Here is a 15,846-nt window from a genome sequence, read left to right as displayed (position 1 = left end):
CTAAATGGCAGGCTCATGCTTAAAGAATTAACTTTGTTAAGCTCCCATTCAGCTTGTCATGAGTTATAAATATTAAGAGCGGATTTTGTCATGTTTACTTCATAAATAAGGCGTAGCGTTGTGTGGATTAAACAGGCCGTTGGAAATATAGTTTTTTGCGGAGATATAATATGGAAATAACTGGTTTGCTAAATCTGAGGTTGCTTTTATTTGTTTTTTGCTTGGTTGTTATAACTGGTTGTCACAACAGTAATGATAGTGACAGTACAGAGACAATTGTGACACCTGAATCCCATGATGTGCACTGTCCGCCGTGAATGCTTAATTAATTTATCAAGGTCGTTTTTATGTCTGGAAATGTAGATAGAAGTCGCCGCGAATTTATTAAGCTCTCCGGAGCTGCTGTGGCAGCTGTAACAACGTCAAGCATGTTTTATCCATCAATCGCCAAAGCCCTCAGTATTCCTGCCAATAATGTGCATGGCTCGATCATGGATGTTGAGCATATTGTGGTGTTGATGCAGGAAAATAGGTCGTTTGACCATTATTTTGGCACCCTTTATGGGGTACGAGGTTTTGGCGATCGTCATCCTGTTCCAACAGTGAATGGGTCTGTGTGGTGGCAGAGTTTCAAGAGTGCTGAGTATTCTCGTCTTTTAACGCCTTATCATCTTGATAGTCGCATAGGTAATGCCCAACGAGTGAACGGTACTCCGCATTTGTTCAATGATGCCCAGTTTGCATGGGACAATGGGAAAATGGATAGTTGGCCGACCTATAAAGAGCAACAATCCATGGGGTATTATACCGAAGCGGAAGTGCCTTTTCAGTTTGCCTTGGCTAATGCATTTACCATTTGTGATGCCTATCACTGCTCTTTTCATGGTGGTACCAATCCCAATAGGATTTTTTTATGGACCGGTACTAATAATCATCCTGATGACACCAACCCCCCCGCTATCAATAATGACTTTGACTCTCTTGGAAAATCGGATCAAGGCTATCAGTGGCGCACTTACCCTGAGCGATTGCAAGCGGCTGGGATAAGTTGGCGGCTATATCAAAATTTGCCAGATAATTTTACCGATAATCCATTAGCGGGTTTTGTTAATTACCGTATAGCCAACGAACAGCGTGGTAATCTGGCCAATGGCTTCCCCTATCCAGCATGGCATCCAGATGATGATTTTCTTAATCCGCTACTTAAAGGGGTAAGCAACACCATGCCGGATAAGGGGTTTCTTGAGGCCCTGCGCGAAGATGTGATTGGAGGAACCTTGCCACAGGTCTCCTGGATTGTGGCGCCGGCTGATTTTTCCGAGCATCCCGGCCCTTCCAGCCCGGTTCAGGGGGGCTGGTATATGCAAGAGGTGCTCGATACCTTGACCGCCAATGAAGAGGTGTGGAGTAAAACAGTACTGATCATCAATTTTGATGAAAATGATGGCTTTTTCGATCACGCGCCCCCTCCGACCCCACCAACCTTGCTGGACGGTGAGCTGCTGGGGGGATGTACTCTGGACATGAGTGGTGAATATCATTCAGATCATCGCCCTTATGGCCCCGGTCCCCGAGTGCCTGCGCTGATTATTTCCCCCTGGAGTCGGGGGGGATGGGTTAACTCTCAGGTATTTGATCATACCTCGGTATTGCGTTTCATTGAGGCCAGATTTGGTGTGAGAGAGGAGAATATCAGCACATATCGTCGCGCCATTTGTGGTGATCTGAGCTCGGCATTCAATTTTAACAATCCCAATGATGAACAGCTGCCAACACTCCCCAGGCTGACCAAAGCCCAAGCCTACGACCTGGTGAAGCAGCAGCAACAGCTAGCGCAGCTGATTCCGCCCTCGGAGGAGCTGCAACAGGTGCCGCGTCAGACGATGGGTGTTCGCCCCTCGCGAGCATTACCATATGAGGTACATGTCAATGCAGAACAGTCAGCTGGCCGTTTGACCATCAAAATGAGCAATAGCGGAGCGCAGGGAGTATTGCTTCATATCTATGACAAGCTGCGACTCGACGGGATACCGCGTCGGTATGTGCTTGCCAGCGAGGAAACCATGGTGGATGACTGGCCGGTCTCTTCTACTGAGGGTTACAACATCTGGTTGATTGGACCAAACGGTTATCACCGCGCTTTCACAGGGGAGGGTACAGAGGAAAGCAAAGCGCATGTGAGCGTATGCTATGACCTGACGCAACCGGCGTTGTTGTTGACGCTGACCAATTTGCAGGATGAGGTGTTGACGCTGACATTGGACAACACAGTTTATCTCGGTGATCTGCTGCTGCTGGAGCTGGCTCCTCGTCAGGTGCTGGAACAGCGTATCGAACTGGCTGGGCAGGGTAATTGGTATGACGTTACGGTTCGCTATGGTGAGCGTTGGCAGCGCCGTTATGCTGGTCGTATAGAGACCGGACAGCACGCTATTTCTGATCCCATTATGGGTATCTAGTCAAGATGCGTCAGTCAGGTTAGCGGGAGTTCCCCCCAGGACCTCGCTGCGCTTGATAAAGCAGGTGCATTTGCCATTTGCTGTCGCTTTCTTGTACCCGATACCGGGAACTAACGGTTATTTGATATTTGTGCGAGTTGCCGGGGCGTTGGCTTTGCTGCCGGATGCAATTAAAAGAAAAGGGCGGTGCTATCAGCGCCGCCCAATGCCAGGAAAGAGAAAAAACCTTACGGTTTAAAAGATAAAAATTTGGAAGCAAACAATCGATTTCTCAACCAGGAAGGGTCTTGAATTCGATACGTTTCGATTATGCGCGATGTTCTATGCAGCACTAGCAAAATGTTTGCGGGTTGAAAGATATGCACTGTCTGGTGTCACATTCTGAGACCTCATCGTTCAACTGGTCTGTCCTGATGGGCATTGTAGGCGATTTTTTCTCTAGGCTGTTTTTTCGGTGTCAATATCTGAGCCTTGAAGGTAAAAACAGGTCAGAAGCTGACTCGGCATAACCATGCAATGAAAGTGCGATAACAAGGAAGAGTGGCATGACCTACAGCCAGACCCTGGCCAACAATATTCTCGACACCCTGAAGAAGACCCTGACCGACAAGGGGATCCGCTATCAGACCCTGGCAGAAGCCATGGGGGTCTCCATCGCGACCGTGAAACGGATGATGAACAAGCCCTCGCTGCCGTTCGATACTCTGCTGGAGATCTGCCATCTGGTGGGGCTCTCGTTCGAGGAGCTGCTGGATCGCACTCAGGACGCCCAGAGCCGCCGTGCCGTCTTTACCCAGGAGCAGGACGAGGCGTTTCACAACGAGCCGGGGCTCTACGCTTTTCTCGCCAATATCTTCTGGCGCGACAAGACGCTGATCGATCTCAAGCGGGAGTACGGCCTGACCGATGCCTCCTGCTACCTCTATCTGCGCAAGCTGGAGAAGCTCGGCATTTTGCAGCTTGGTATCGACAACAGTTACCACTTCCTGATCAGCGAGCGCATCAGCTTCGAGCAGCACAGCCGTTTCGCCCGCCAGCAGGCGCGGCAGGCAATGTCGGTGCTGGGGGAGTATCTGGTGGAGAACATGCACAAGTCGAACAACTATATGGCGCTCTGCCAGCTGCATCTCAACGAGGGGGAGGCGATGGCGCTGATCGACCGGATGAAGGAGTACTGGCATCAGGAGATCAAGCTCAACCGCCCCGCCATCGGCCAGCAGGAGCACGCCAAGACCTACACCATGTCGCTGCAACTGGCCGACTGCGGCTACCAGAGCTTCGACGACATGATCCCCAATATCGACAACTGATCCCGGCGGATCCAGAGGATCCGCCTCCCCCTTCCAGGCTGGCGTTGCGTGCCGACTCACCCCTGCTCTGCGAGCCGGGTTTGCTGCGGCTTGCCTGCGAGCGGCTGCAACGCTCGCGTATCGAGGCAGATTCGGATCGCATCCGGCCGCCAGTGCTCGATATCGCAATCCACCAGAGCGCCTCGCTCGTCGTAGTTGACCCGCACCAGCCGTAGCACGGCGCTCCCCTCCGCCAGATTGAGGGCGCGGGCGATGGCGCCCCGTGCTGCCGAGGGAGTGATCTCGAGACTCGCCCCGCCCTGGCCTATGCCATAGCGCTGCTGATAGAGCTCGGTGAGGGAGCTCGCCAGCGGTGCGCTGGCGATATCGGGAAAGCGACTCGCCAGCAGGTGATGGCTGACGTGTAGCACAGGGCGGCCATCGATAAGACGCAGACGGCGGATCTCGTAGAGCGGCGTAAAAGGATCCAGCCCCATCCAGCGGCAGAGCTCGCTGCTGGCCAGCTCGCTACCGTGGGCCAGCACTCGGGTTTCGGCGGTGCGCTGCTGCTCGCCGATCCACTGGTGAAAGTGAGTGTGGATGGCTGGATCGTAGGTGAGGCGAGGCGGGGCCACGAACCAGCCGCGCCGCTCGGCCCGGTAGATAAGGCCATCCGCTTCGAGGCTGGAGAGCGCCTCCTTGATGGTGATGCGGGTGGTGGCGAAACGCTCGCTCAGGGCCCGTTCGGCGGGTAGTTGCTGCCCGGCCCCCAATTGGCCGCTGCCGATATAGCGGCGCAGGGTCTGGCAAATCTGTTCACACTTGGAGGAGGAGCGGCCATCGGCCATGCTCTGTTCGTTCACTCTCTGCTCGCTCAATCTCGGTTCAATCACGCTCATATCCCTGTCGCTAATCTTGGCTGTGCGGGCTGGCTTAGCCCTTGTTGGTTCAGCCCTTACTGGAGTAGTCCAGCCTCACTCGGGTTCAGAGTTGTAACTGCTGTGGATGACAGCGCCATGACAGGGTGATTGTCATCAAACTGCCATCAAAACGCCCCGCGACCGTCACAATTCCCCTCTAGCATCCCTCTCGAACCTTAACTGACCTAGTCCAGAGGGATGGAATGATGAAAAGCGTGATCGCAAGTGCACTGGCCCTGGTGGCCGTCAGCCAACCACTTTTTGCAGCCGAGAATATCGCGGATCTCGAAAAGGCCGCCCGCGGCGAAGGCCAGCTCCACAGCATCGGTATGCCCGACAGCTGGGCCAACTGGAAGGATACCTGGCAGCAGCTGGGCAGCATCTACGGCATCAAGCATCAGGATACCGACATGAGCTCGGCGCAGGAGATCGCCAAGTTCGCCGCCGAGAAGGCCAATGCCACCGCCGATATCGGCGATGTGGGCGGCGCCTTCGGTCCGGTTGCGGTCAAGCAGGGTGTTACCCAGCCCTACAAACCCTCCACCTGGGCCGATATTCCCAACTGGGCCAAGGATGCGGACGGTCACTGGATGCTGGCCTATACCGGCACCATCGCCTTCCTGATCAACAAGGATCTGGTCAAGGCCGCCCCCACCAGCTGGCAATCCCTGCTGGGTGGCGACTACAAGGTAACGCTGGGTGATGTGGGTGTTGCCTCGCAGGCCAACAACGGCGTGCTGGCCGCGGCCTATGCCACCGGCGGCAGCGAGAAGAATCTCAAGCCTGCGCTGGAGCTGTTCGGCAAGCTGGCCCAGCAGGGCCGTCTGTCGCTGAACGACCCCACCATAGCCAATATCGAGAAGGGCGAGGTGGAAGTGGGGGTGCTGTGGGACTTCAACGCCCTCAACTACCGCGACCAGATCGACCCCAAGAAGTTTGAGGTGGTGATCCCGAGCGACGGCTCCGTCATCGCCGGTTACACCACCATCATCAACAAGTGGGCCAAGAACCCCAACGCCGCCAAGCTGGCGCGGGAATACATCCTCTCCGATGCCGGTCAGATCAACCTGGCCCGTGGCTATGCCCGCCCGATCCGCAGCAACGTTGCGCTGCCGGATGACGTGAAGGCCAAGCTGCTGCCGGCCGAGCAGTATGCCAAGGCCAAGCCGGTGCAGGATCACGCCGCCTGGGAGCAGAGCTCCAAGGCCCTGCCGCGTCAGTGGCAAGAGAACGTCATGATCTACATGCAGTAAGGAGCGGCCAGTGCAACACAAGGTGATAGTGGTACTTGTGGATGGCCTCTCTGCCGGGGTAGCCCATGGGATGGGCTACCTCGCAGGCATGGTGGAGGCGGAGCGCGGTCTCTATACGACCTTCAGCTGTGCCCTGCCATCCCTCTCCCGGCCTCTCTACGAGTGCATCCTGACCGGTGTACCGCCGGTGGCGAGCGGCATCACCCACAACGGGGTGAGTCGCCTCAGTCTGCATGACTCCATCTTCCATCTGGCCCGCGCCGCGGGTAAACGCACCGCAGCGGCGGCCTACTACTGGGTGAGCGAGCTTTACAACAAGAGCCCCTGGCTGTCGGCCCGCGATCGCTTTACCCACGACGAGCAGCTGCCGATCCAGCACGGTTGCTTCTACTGGGATGACAACTACCCCGACAGCCATCTGCTGATGGATGGCGAGTGGCTGCGCAGCCATTACGATCCCGATTTTCTGCTGATCCACCCGATGGGGGTGGACGATGCGGGCCACAAGTTTGGCTTCGACTCCCGCCAGTACCGCAATCAGGCGCGCCGGATGGACAGCCTGCTGGCCGATCTGCTGCCCCAGTGGCTGGCGGAGGGGTATCAGGTGGTAGTCACCTCGGATCACGGCATGAACAACGACCTGAGCCACGGCGGCACTCTGCCTGAAGAGCGCACCGTGCCGCTCTGGCTGTTTGGCGATGCCTTCGTCGAACGCTGGCCGGATGGGGTGGCGATTGCCCAGACCCAGCTCTGCGCCCTGATGGCGGATCTGCTGGGCATTTCCCACGACAAGCCGGCAGCGCCACCGCTGCTCAAGGCTGCCTTTATGCGCGAGGTGCACTGATGATGCCTGCAACCACCGAGATCCTGGTGGATCAACCCGTGGCAACCAAGCAGAAGGTGCGCCGCCACTGGCTGCCCGCGCTGGTGCTGCTGCCCTTTATCCTCTTGATGATCCTGTTCCAGCTCGCCCCCATGGTGTGGGTGCTGGTGGGCAGTTTCCAGACCCCGGATGGCTGGGGCATCGACTACTACCGGGAGATTTTGAGCTCCCCCTTTTACCTGCAATCGTTCGGCAACTCACTGCGCATCGCCGGTCTCGCCAGTCTGGCGGGACTTGCCATCGGCACCCTCGGGGCGGCCGCGCTGCGCCACAGCGGCGAGCGAGTCAAGCGGGTGCTGCTGGCCTTTGTCACCATGACCGGCAACTTCAGCGGGGTGCCGCTGGCGTTCGCCTTTATCATCATTCTCGGGATCAATGGTGCGGTGACCCTGCTGCTGAAATCCTGGGGCCTCATCGACGGCTTCAACCTCTACTCGGGCAGCGGCCTCATCCTCATCTACACCTACTTCCAGATCCCGCTCGCCCTGCTGCTGCTCTACCCGGCCTTCGATGCGCTGCAGGATGAGTGGCCGCAGGCCGCCGCGCTGCTCGGCGCGAGCAAGGGACAATATGTGTGGCACGTGGCACTGCCGGTGCTGACACCTGCGCTGCTCGGCACCCTGATCATCCTGTTTGCCAACGCGGTGGGGGCTTATGCCTCCGCCTACGCCCTCACCACCGGCAACTTCAATCTGGTGACCATCCGGGTGGCCAGTCTGGTCTCCGGCGATATCTTCCTCGAACCCAATATGGCGGCGGCGCTGGCGGTGATCCTGATGGTGCTGCTGGGGGTAGTGACGGCCGCCAACCAGTGGCTGCTGAAAAAGAGCTATGTGAACAAGGGGCAATCCCATGCATGATTTGACGCCGCGCTGGCCCAAGTGGGTGCTGGGTGGGCTGGTCGCCACCCTGCTGCTGCCGCTGCTGGCCACGTTTCTCTACTCCATCTCCACCCGCTGGGGGGCGACCCTGCTGCCGGATGGCTTCACCCTCGACTGGTATCTCAAGCTGTGGAGCGATCCGCGCTTTCTGGCGGCGTTTGGCCGCAGCCTCCTGGTCTGCTTCGCCACTCTGCTGCTGGGGACCCTGGTGCTGGTACCGACCGTGCTGGTGGTGGCTTACTACTTCCCAAAGCTGGATCCCTGGATGAACCTGTTGATCCTGCTCCCCTTCGCGGTGCCACCTGTGGTCTCGTCAGTGGGGCTGCTGCAGATCTACGCCGATGGCGTTCTGCCCATCATCGGCACGCAGTGGATCCTGATCGGCACCTGGTTCACCGTGGTGCTCCCCTTTATGTATCGGGCGCTGGCCAACAGCCTGCAAGGGGTACCGCTCAGGGATTTGATGGATGCCGCCCATCTGCTGGGGGCCAGTAGTCGGCGCGCCTTCCTGCTGGTGGTGATCCCTTGTCTGCGCAAGGGGCTGCTGGCGGCGCTGTTTCTCTCTCTCTCCTTCCTGCTCGGCGAGTTCGTGTTTGCCAACATGCTGGTGGGCACCCGTTACGAGACCCTGCAGGTCTACCTCTACAACATGCGCGCCACTTCTGGCCACTTCACCAGTGCGCTGGTGATGAGCTACTTCCTGCTGACCCTGCTGCTCACTTGGGCGGCGAACAGATTTCATCGGTGAATCAACATGTTCCATCTAGAAGTGAATCAACTGCACAAATCCTACGGCGACACCAAGGTATTCGAGGGGATTGAATTCGGCATTCGCAAGGGGGAGCTGGTGACCCTGCTCGGCCCCTCCGGCTGTGGCAAGTCCACCTTGCTGAGGGCGCTGGCCGGGCTCACTCCGGTGGATGGCGGTCAGGTGCGGGTGGCCGGTGAAGATATCACCTGGCAGGAACCCCAGAAGCGGGGCATTGGCATGGTGTTCCAGAGTTATGCGCTGTTCCCCAACATGACTGTGTGGGACAACGTAGCCTTCGGCCTCAAGATGAAACCCCAGCCGGGGCGGGAGCTGGCGGCCAGCGTGAAAGAGGCGCTGGCGCTGGTGGAGCTGACCGGTTTCGAGCGCCGCTATCCGGCCGAGCTCTCCGGCGGCCAGCGCCAGCGGGTGGCGCTGGCCCGGGCTCTGGTGGTGCAGCCACGGATCCTGCTGCTGGACGAGCCGCTCTCGGCGCTGGATGCCCGCATCCGCCGCAGCCTGCGCCAGCAGATCCGCGAGATCCAGCAGCGCCTCGAGCTCACCACCATCTTCGTGACCCACGATCAGGAGGAGGCGCTCACCATGTCGGATCGGATCTTCCTGATGAACAAGGGCTCCATCGTGCAGAGCGGCACGCCGGAGCAGATCTACACCCGCCCCGCCAGCGAGTTTGTGGCAAGCTTTATCGGCAACTACAACCTGCTTGGCGCAGAGCAGGGCAAGTCGCTGTTTGGCCCCCGTTTTCAGGGCAAGCTGGCGCTGCGGCCGGAGTCCATCACCCTGCTGCCCGCAGGGGCGACCAGCAGCGAACCCAGCCTGCCCGGCATCATTCGCCAGCAACAGCTGCTCGGCAACGTGATCCGCTATCAGGTGGAGTGCGAGGCGGGGCTGTTAACGGTGGATTGCCTCAACCGCTCGGCTGGCGATTTGCTGGCCACCGGCAGTGCCGTGACCCTGGTAGTGGCCTGGGATCAACTCTGTGAGGTAGCATGACGCCTCGTTTCATTTTCGTTGTTACCGCAAGGAGCCCTCATGGCACTGGCACTGTTTGATCTGGACGAGACCTTGATTGCCGGGGATTCCGCCAGCCTCTTGCTGGAGTACATGGTGGCCGAGGAGCTGGCCCCCGCCAGCATGATCGCCGAAGAGCAGGCGATGATGTCCCTCTACCATCAGGGCAAGATGGATATGCACCAGTACATGGCCTTCACCCTGCAACCGCTGGCGGGCAAGACGCGCCAGTGGCTCGACTCGCTCTGCACCCGCTTTGCCGAGCAGGTACTGCGCGATCGTATCTATCCGGAGGGGTTGGCACGTATCGAATGGCACCGCCAGCGCGGTGACGAGCTGGTGCTGATCTCCGCCTCCGGCGAGCATCTGGTGGCCCCCATGGCGAAGATGCTGGGGATGGATCACTGTGTCGCCATTTTGCTCGATGAGGAGGAGGGGATGCTGACTGGCCAGACCCGCGGCACCCTCAGCTTTCGTGAAGGCAAGGTGGCCCGCATCAACCAGCTCTTTGCCGGCAGGGACCATCTCTGGCAGGGGAGCTTTGGTTATAGCGACTCTCACAACGATCTGCCCATGCTGCGGGCGGTGAGCCATCCCCATGCGGTCAATCCGGCCCCCGCGCTGCGTCAGCAGGCCGAGGAGCTGGGCTGGCCGGTGTGGGTGTGGCAGCGCTGAGTTGTGCGCTCAAACAGGCTCAATACACGGCAAAAATAGCGATATAAACAACAGAGAGAGGCCGTTGCCTCTCTCCTGTCTTCCTTTCCTGGTTGCGTTCATTCTGTCTCCCGCCACGATGACCGCCGAGTTGGCTCAAGGTGAGGAGGCCTCTTCCATCTGACCGTTGCCACGACGCTGGGGGAAGCAGATACGATTTTTCCCCTCCCGCTTGGCCTGATAAACCCCGCTGTCGGCCAGCTCTATCAGCTCCTTGGCCGAGAGTCCGGAGTGACTCAAGGCCACCCCACCGCTGAGGGTAATGGTCAGTTCCGGCTCTCGCCACTCCAGTTGAGTGACTGCGAGTCTGAAGCTCTCCAGCAGTGAGGCAACCTCATTCATTTGCATCTCCAACCGCAAGATCAGCACCAGCTCCTCGCCACCGTAGCGGCAGAACCAACCCCACTGGTCAAACATTTTCATGCCCAGCTTGCTTACTCGCCTGAGGACTATATCCCCTGTCTGGTGGCCAAAGGTATCGTTGACTTGTTTGAAGTTATCGAGATCGAACATCACCACGAGGAAGGGGGTGCCACTGCCGAGCTGTCTTTGCAGGCACTCGTCGAAGAAACGGCGGTTGTAAAGACCGGTAAGCTTGTCCTGATTGGCTTGCTGGCGGATCTGGGCAAAATCCTGGCTGGCGGCATCCATCTCTTCATAGACCTTGGCCAGCTCCAGCATGCGGCTACCATGATAGGCTTTACCGCCAGAACGACTGGTGCGGATCAGCAGGGTAATCTCTCCCAGCATGCGACGGAAATAGCGGGACCAGAGCAGTGCCAGCAGCAGATAGAGAATGCAGGCGAGTGCAATCATCAGCTGCACGTTGATGGAGACGCTGTCGATCACCTGCTGCATGCTGGCAGTCGGCTCGACGCTGAGCAGGATCCAGCGCTGCTCGGGGATGCGGTAGTAGGAGACCATCAGGCCGCTGGCATCATCGAGGAAGAAACCCTGCGGCTGTTGCATGTGTGCCAGCCATTCAAGATGGGTGAGCGGCTTGAATACCCGTTCGCGATCCGGATGGGCCAGCACCAGCCCGTCATGGTTGAGCAGGAGCTGATAGCCATTACCCAGATGGTGACTCTGCTCATGCCGACTGTTGAGCCAGCTGGCGAGGGGGGTGAGCTGGGTATCCAGCGAGAGTACGCCAACCCGCTTGCCGTCAGGATCTTCAATCACCCTGGCCAGCGCCATGGTGAGAGTGCCCAAGGTGTAGTCGTAATAAGGATCAGTCCAGACAATCTGTCCGGGATGGCTGGCGGCCAGCAGATACCAGGGGCGGGTTCTGGGATCGAACTTCTCGTCGGCCTGCCAGGAAGGGTGGATCAGCATCTTGCGATGCTCGGTGCCCACGTAGACGTAATCGAGCTCCATCACCTTGTGATAGGCCTGCCACTGTTGCAGGTAGCGCTCGCCGTTAAGGATCTCCGAGCCGCTGAAATCCTGATAATTTACCTGCTGATAAATGAGCGTAAACTGGCGTTTGAGGGTCGCCAGATAGGGTTCGATCAGGGTATGGAAATACTGGGTGTTGCGAGCAATCAGGTTCTGTTGCTGCTCGTGGCGCAGGGTGCGCTCCATATGCAGGTAGTAGATAGTGCCGAGCAGCAACACTGGGATAAAGAGCAAGAGGAGGCCCAGCCGCATGCGGGTGATCAAAGACCAAGTATTCTTGGGCTTGGCGGGGGACATGAACAGATCCTTTTCGTCTCGGGTGACACCAGCATATATGATGCTGTGCGGCTCGTCTAAAGGCAGAAAATGAGATGTTTCCGATGTTGAACCACACTCTGCTCTCAATGATTCATTATGGCAGCATAGCGGTGCTAATCCTTGCCCTCTGTGTCGAGTATCTGATCTTTCGGCGCGGCCTGAACATGCTGCGAGTGCGCCGCTTGCTGCTGGCAGATGGGGTGGCGGCGCTGGCGCTCTTCTCCATCTTTGCCACCGGGAGTCTGCTGGCCCTCGAGCATGCCAGCTCGGTGGCAGAGATCTTTGCCCATCCTGCCCACGGTCTCAAGATGGGGCTGTTTCTGCTGATTGTCGGCTCCCTCGTTTATCCCAGCCGCCTCTTCTATCGCTGGCGTCGCGCCCTGCGTCTGGGCAAGGCGCCGATGATCTCCATTCAGCAGCACTTCCGGGTGGTGTGGATCCTGCGGGGCAATCTGCTACTGATTGCCCTGTTGGCCGTGTTCACCAAGCCCTCGCTGCTGTAACACTCGCGGTGCTCAAAAGCAGTGCGATGCAGAGCGTTGAGAGCGAAGACAAAGAGTGGAGACAAGAGGATAGGGAGGCGGGTATCTTGGATCGGATAACCCGTCACGCGCCGATTTAAGGAAGAATCGCCATGCGCTCCAATCTGATGTTGCTGATGGCTGCCACCATCTGGGGTATGGGCTTTGTCGCCCAGCGCCTCGGGATGGATCACATGGGGCCCTATACTTTCAATGGCCTGCGCTTTCTGCTCGGCGCCCTCTCCCTGCTGCCGCTGCTCTGGTGGCTCAAATCCCGACAACCTGTTGCCGTCGCGGGCGACCATCGCCAACTGCTGATCGGTGGTGTGCTGGCCGGGCTGGTGCTGTTCTGTGCCGCCTCCCTGCAGCAGGTGGGGCTGCTTTATACCACTGCCGCCAAGGCCGGTTTCATCACCGGGCTCTACATCATTCTGGTGCCGGTACTGGGGCTACTGCTGCGCCACAAGAGTGGCCTCAATACCTGGATCGGCGCCATCATCGCGCTGGCCGGTCTCTATGTGTTGAGCGTCACCGACGAGTTCACCATCGGCTTTGGCGATCTGCTGCAGGTGGTCGGCGCCCTGTTCTGGGCCGTGCACCTGCTGCTGGTGGATCACTACTCCAACCGGGTTGCCCCCATCAAGCTCGCCGGGGTGCAGTTCGTGGTCTGCGGCCTGCTCAGCCTCGCCACCGCCGTTGTTATCGAAACCCCGACGTTAAGCGGCGCAGTGGCCGGTTGGCAGGCGCTGCTCTATGCCGGGCTGGTGTCGGTCGGGGTGGGTTATACCCTGCAGGTGGTAGGGCAGCGGGGTGCTCATCCGGCCCACGCCGCCATCATCCTCAGTCTGGAGACCGTCTTTGCCGCCGTGGGTGGCGTATTGTTGCTGGATGAAACGCTGGACGAGCGCGCCATTGCCGGTTGTGCCCTGATGCTGGCGGGGATGCTCATCTCCCAGATCCGGCTGCGCTGGTGGTGGAAGTCGCGCCGGGACAAAGTGCCAGCGACCAAGTAAACCGCAGCCCGCAGCATAACAAAAACGCCCCGACAGTCGGGGCGTTTTGCATGATGGCGACTCGGGTCAGGGGCGCTGATCCAGCTCGCGCTCCAGCTCCATGGCCTTCTGACGGGCCGGATGGGTATTGAGGCGCTGCCAGTAGGCTTGCAGGTGCGGGAAGTGGGCCAGCTGACCGCTTTGCGCCAGCAGATCCACCAGGAAGGAGTTCATGATGTCGGCGCCGGAGAGGCGATCCCCCACCAGATAGTGGCGACTCGCCAGTACCTCATTGAGGTAGCCCAGCACCTTGGCACACTCTGCTTTGGCGTAGTCCGGCAGGAAGCGCATCGGGCTGCCATCCTTGCGCACAAACATATCCAGCAGCAGCGGCAGGATGCCCGAGCTCTCGGCAAAGTGAAGCCACTGCAGGTATTCGGGATAGTCGGGGCTATCTGATGCCGGTGCCAGCCGATCTGGGGCGTAGCGGGCAATCAGGTACTCGGTGATGGCGCCCGATTCTGCCAGCACCCGGCCGTCGAACTCGATGACCGGCGACTTGCCGAGTGGATGGATGGCTTTTAGCTCGGGCGGTGCCAGAAAGGTGGTGGCATCGCGCTGATACGCCTTGATTGCATAGGGCTGACCCAGCTCTTCGAGCAGCCAGATGATGCGTTGGGAGCGGGATTTGTTCAGGTGGTGCAGGACTATCATAACGACCTCGATTCGGTGGCAGGGTGGGGTATACGAGCGGGCGAGGGGTGTGGTTCACCGGCAGTAAAAAAAGAGCGGGCTTATGCCCGCGCTCTCTCATTGACTGACTTATGCCTCCAGCGCCTGATCCAGATCCGCCAGAATGTCCTCGATCGCCTCGATCCCGACCGACAGACGGATCATCTCGGGTTTGACTCCAGCCTTGGCCTGCTCCTCCTCGCTCAACTGGCGATGGGTGGTGGAGGCGGGGTGGCAGGCCAGCGACTTGGCATCGCCGATGTTGACCAGCCGCTTGAAGATCTTCAACGCATCGTAGAAACGCACGCCCGCCTCGTAGCCATCTTTCAGCCCGAACGAGAGAATCGCCGAGGGGCGACCGGCCATGTACTTCTCTGCCAGCAGATAGTGCGGGTGACCCGGCAGACCGGCGTAGCTGACCCATGCCACCTTGGGGTGATGCTTGAGGTGGTTGGCGACCCGCAGGGCGTTGTCGACGTGGCGCTCCATGCGCAGGCTCAGGGTCTCCAGCCCCTGCAGCAGCAGGAAGGCGTTCATCGGCGCCAGCGCTGCGCCGGTATTGCGCAGCGGCACGGTACGCACCCGCCCGATAAAGGCGGCCGGGCCAAAGGCCTCGGTATAGACCACCCCGTGATATGAAGGTTCCGGTTTGGTCAGCTGGGGGAAGCGCTCGGCGTGATCCGCCCAGGGGAACTTGCCCGAGTCGACGATGACGCCACCCAGCGAGTTGCCGTGGCCGCCGACATATTTGGTCAGGCTGTGGACGACGATGTCAGCGCCATGTTCGATGGGTTTGCACAAGACCGGCGTGGCGACCGTGTTGTCGACGATAAGCGGCACGCCACGGGCATGAGCTGCCTTGGCCAGTGCGGCCAGATCGACGATGTTGCCCGCCGGGTTGCCGATGCTCTCGCAGTAGACCGCCTTGGTCTTGCCGTCGATGAGGGCGGCGATGGCCTCGGCACTGTCATCCTTGGCGAAGCGCACTTCAACGCCGAAGCTCGGCAGCATGTGGGCGAACAAGGTGTAGGTGCCGCCATAGAGCTGGGGTGTGGAGACGATGTTGTCACCGGCTGCGGTCAGCGCCTGAATGGCATAGGTGATGGCGGCAGAACCTGCCGAGACCACCAGTGCGGCGATCCCCCCTTCCAGCGCGGCCATCCGCTGCTCCAGCACATCATTGGTGGGGTTCATGATGCGGGTGTAGATATTGCCCGGCACCGCCAGATTGAACAGATCCGCCCCGTGCTGGGCGCTCTCGAACTCGTAGGCCACCGTCTGGTAGATGGGTACGGCAACGGCTTTGGTGGTGGGGTCGTTGGTAAAGCCGTGGTGCAGGGCCAGGGTCGCATCTTTCATCACACACTCCTTGTTGGATGTTGCTTATGGCAGTTATAGATGGATAGACGTCCAATCTATCAGGCCCGTGGCCGTTGTAAACAGCAAGATCCGGCAAAGCAATTGCTCCCGCAGGGGATGCGCATCCCGCGTGGCTGGCACGGCTCGCACTCAGAGACGGCGGCGATACTCCTTGTCGTCGATCTGGTTCATATCCCACTGCATCAGGCGGTTGAGCTGCTGCATGGGATCCTCGATGAGTGGCAGCGGGCGTGGCAGGATCCGCTTGAAGTAACGGCGCAAGGTCTGCTGGATCCGGTTCGGTTTGAGGGGGTTGGCGTGGCTCATGATGGTGCTCCTGTGCGGTG

At 59.0% G+C, this 15,846-nt stretch carries 15 protein-coding genes; 10 read left to right on the top strand and 5 right to left on the bottom strand.

Annotated features, from left to right (window positions below; translation table 11 throughout):
* Window positions 1-347 precede the first annotated feature (347 nt).
* Both G5171_RS10865 and G5171_RS10860 read left to right on the top strand, forming a co-directional pair.
* Window positions 348-2,459, top strand: coding sequence for a phosphocholine-specific phospholipase C (locus G5171_RS10865; RefSeq protein WP_421260165.1), 2,112 nt, complete (start codon window positions 348-350; stop codon window positions 2,457-2,459).
* Between the two features lie 545 nt (window positions 2,460-3,004).
* Window positions 3,005-3,769, top strand: a complete 765-nt coding sequence (locus G5171_RS10860; protein ID WP_005336490.1) for a helix-turn-helix domain-containing protein — start codon at window positions 3,005-3,007, stop codon at window positions 3,767-3,769.
* Window positions 3,770-3,825: 56 nt separating this feature from the next.
* Here the strand turns inward: G5171_RS10860 and G5171_RS10855 are convergent, their stop codons facing one another.
* On the bottom strand, window positions 3,826-4,647 hold the full coding sequence (locus G5171_RS10855; RefSeq protein ID WP_201990674.1) for a UTRA domain-containing protein: 822 nt from the start codon (window positions 4,645-4,647) through the stop codon (window positions 3,826-3,828).
* Between the two features lie 227 nt (window positions 4,648-4,874).
* Between G5171_RS10855 and G5171_RS10850 the strand changes: the two genes are divergently transcribed.
* Genes G5171_RS10850 through G5171_RS10825 form a run of 6 tightly spaced genes read left to right on the top strand, consistent with a single transcriptional unit; the run spans window position 4,875 to window position 10,140 of the window.
* Window positions 4,875-5,921, top strand: coding sequence for an ABC transporter substrate-binding protein (locus G5171_RS10850; protein WP_216980244.1), 1,047 nt, complete (start codon window positions 4,875-4,877; stop codon window positions 5,919-5,921).
* A gap of 10 nt (window positions 5,922-5,931) precedes the next feature.
* On the top strand, window positions 5,932-6,765 hold the full coding sequence (locus tag G5171_RS10845; RefSeq protein WP_421212196.1) for an alkaline phosphatase family protein: 834 nt from the start codon (window positions 5,932-5,934) through the stop codon (window positions 6,763-6,765).
* The gene (locus G5171_RS10840; protein WP_337073071.1) at window positions 6,765-7,664 is read left to right on the top strand and encodes an ABC transporter permease; all 900 of its coding nucleotides are present in this window, start codon (window positions 6,765-6,767) and stop codon (window positions 7,662-7,664) included. The genes G5171_RS10845 and G5171_RS10840 overlap by 1 nt, the downstream gene beginning before the upstream one ends.
* Entirely contained in the window at window positions 7,657-8,433 is a 777-nt protein-coding gene (locus G5171_RS10835) for an ABC transporter permease (protein WP_421260164.1), read from the top strand. Before G5171_RS10840 ends, G5171_RS10835 begins: the two co-directional genes overlap by 8 nt.
* A 6-nt stretch (window positions 8,434-8,439) precedes the next feature.
* Window positions 8,440-9,447 carry an ABC transporter ATP-binding protein gene (locus tag G5171_RS10830; RefSeq protein ID WP_421260163.1) on the top strand — a complete coding sequence of 336 codons (1,008 nt, stop codon included), beginning with the start codon at window positions 8,440-8,442 and terminating at the stop codon, window positions 9,445-9,447.
* A gap of 39 nt (window positions 9,448-9,486) precedes the next feature.
* Entirely contained in the window at window positions 9,487-10,140 is a 654-nt protein-coding gene (locus G5171_RS10825) for an HAD family hydrolase (RefSeq protein ID WP_421260162.1), read from the top strand.
* 135 nt (window positions 10,141-10,275) lie between these two features.
* Here G5171_RS10825 and G5171_RS10820 read toward each other — a convergent pair whose 3' ends face one another.
* Complete coding sequence (locus tag G5171_RS10820; protein ID WP_216979677.1) at window positions 10,276-11,874, bottom strand: sensor domain-containing diguanylate cyclase; 1,599 nt, start codon at window positions 11,872-11,874, stop codon at window positions 10,276-10,278.
* A gap of 83 nt (window positions 11,875-11,957) precedes the next feature.
* Between G5171_RS10820 and G5171_RS10815 the strand changes: the two genes are divergently transcribed.
* Window positions 11,958-12,398, top strand: a complete 441-nt coding sequence (locus G5171_RS10815; RefSeq protein WP_019445450.1) for a DUF2214 family protein — start codon at window positions 11,958-11,960, stop codon at window positions 12,396-12,398.
* 131 nt (window positions 12,399-12,529) lie between these two features.
* A complete protein-coding gene (locus tag G5171_RS10810; RefSeq protein ID WP_216979676.1) occupies window positions 12,530-13,429 on the top strand; it encodes a DMT family transporter in 900 nt (299 codons plus the stop codon).
* Between the two features lie 66 nt (window positions 13,430-13,495).
* On the opposite strand, the gene G5171_RS10805 is transcribed toward G5171_RS10810, so the two are convergent.
* The 3 genes from G5171_RS10805 to G5171_RS10795 all read right to left on the bottom strand — a co-directional run bounded on the left by G5171_RS10805 (window position 13,496) and on the right by G5171_RS10795 (window position 15,826).
* Window positions 13,496-14,122 (bottom strand): glutathione S-transferase family protein, encoded by a 627-nt coding sequence (locus tag G5171_RS10805; protein ID WP_421260161.1) that lies wholly within the window; start codon window positions 14,120-14,122, stop codon window positions 13,496-13,498.
* Window positions 14,123-14,230: 108 nt separating this feature from the next.
* Window positions 14,231-15,499 carry an O-acetylhomoserine aminocarboxypropyltransferase/cysteine synthase family protein gene (locus tag G5171_RS10800; protein ID WP_337073076.1) on the bottom strand — a complete coding sequence of 423 codons (1,269 nt, stop codon included), beginning with the start codon at window positions 15,497-15,499 and terminating at the stop codon, window positions 14,231-14,233.
* A gap of 150 nt (window positions 15,500-15,649) precedes the next feature.
* A complete protein-coding gene (locus G5171_RS10795) occupies window positions 15,650-15,826 on the bottom strand; it encodes a hypothetical protein (RefSeq protein WP_005336463.1) in 177 nt (58 codons plus the stop codon).
* Window positions 15,827-15,846: the final 20 nt, after the last annotated feature.

Source organism: Aeromonas sp. 600774, assembly GCF_049175075.1.
Lineage (GTDB): Bacteria > Pseudomonadota > Gammaproteobacteria > Enterobacterales > Aeromonadaceae > Aeromonas > Aeromonas veronii_A.
Note: the sequence above shows the minus strand (reverse complement) of the source record. Positions and strands in the feature narration are given on the sequence as shown.

Bases quoted from the DNA above. Each gene is read 5' to 3' on its own strand.
- G5171_RS10865 (WP_421260165.1), top strand. From the start codon at position 348: ATGTCTGGAAATGTAGATAGAAGTCGCCGCGAATTTATTAAGCTCTCC.
- G5171_RS10860 (WP_005336490.1), top strand. From the start codon at position 3,005: ATGACCTACAGCCAGACCCTGGCCAACAATATTCTCGACACCCTGAAG.
- G5171_RS10855 (WP_201990674.1), bottom strand. From the start codon at position 4,647: ATGAGCGTGATTGAACCGAGATTGAGCGAGCAGAGAGTGAACGAACAG.
- G5171_RS10850 (WP_216980244.1), top strand. From the start codon at position 4,875: ATGAAAAGCGTGATCGCAAGTGCACTGGCCCTGGTGGCCGTCAGCCAA.
- G5171_RS10840 (WP_337073071.1), top strand. From the start codon at position 6,765: ATGATGCCTGCAACCACCGAGATCCTGGTGGATCAACCCGTGGCAACC.
- G5171_RS10835 (WP_421260164.1), top strand. From the start codon at position 7,657: ATGCATGATTTGACGCCGCGCTGGCCCAAGTGGGTGCTGGGTGGGCTG.
- G5171_RS10830 (WP_421260163.1), top strand. From the start codon at position 8,440: ATGTTCCATCTAGAAGTGAATCAACTGCACAAATCCTACGGCGACACC.
- G5171_RS10825 (WP_421260162.1), top strand. From the start codon at position 9,487: ATGGCACTGGCACTGTTTGATCTGGACGAGACCTTGATTGCCGGGGAT.
- G5171_RS10820 (WP_216979677.1), bottom strand. From the start codon at position 11,874: ATGTCCCCCGCCAAGCCCAAGAATACTTGGTCTTTGATCACCCGCATG.
- G5171_RS10815 (WP_019445450.1), top strand. From the start codon at position 11,958: ATGTTGAACCACACTCTGCTCTCAATGATTCATTATGGCAGCATAGCG.
- G5171_RS10810 (WP_216979676.1), top strand. From the start codon at position 12,530: ATGCGCTCCAATCTGATGTTGCTGATGGCTGCCACCATCTGGGGTATG.
- G5171_RS10805 (WP_421260161.1), bottom strand. From the start codon at position 14,122: ATGATAGTCCTGCACCACCTGAACAAATCCCGCTCCCAACGCATCATC.
- G5171_RS10800 (WP_337073076.1), bottom strand. From the start codon at position 15,499: ATGAAAGATGCGACCCTGGCCCTGCACCACGGCTTTACCAACGACCCC.
- G5171_RS10795 (WP_005336463.1), bottom strand. From the start codon at position 15,826: ATGAGCCACGCCAACCCCCTCAAACCGAACCGGATCCAGCAGACCTTG.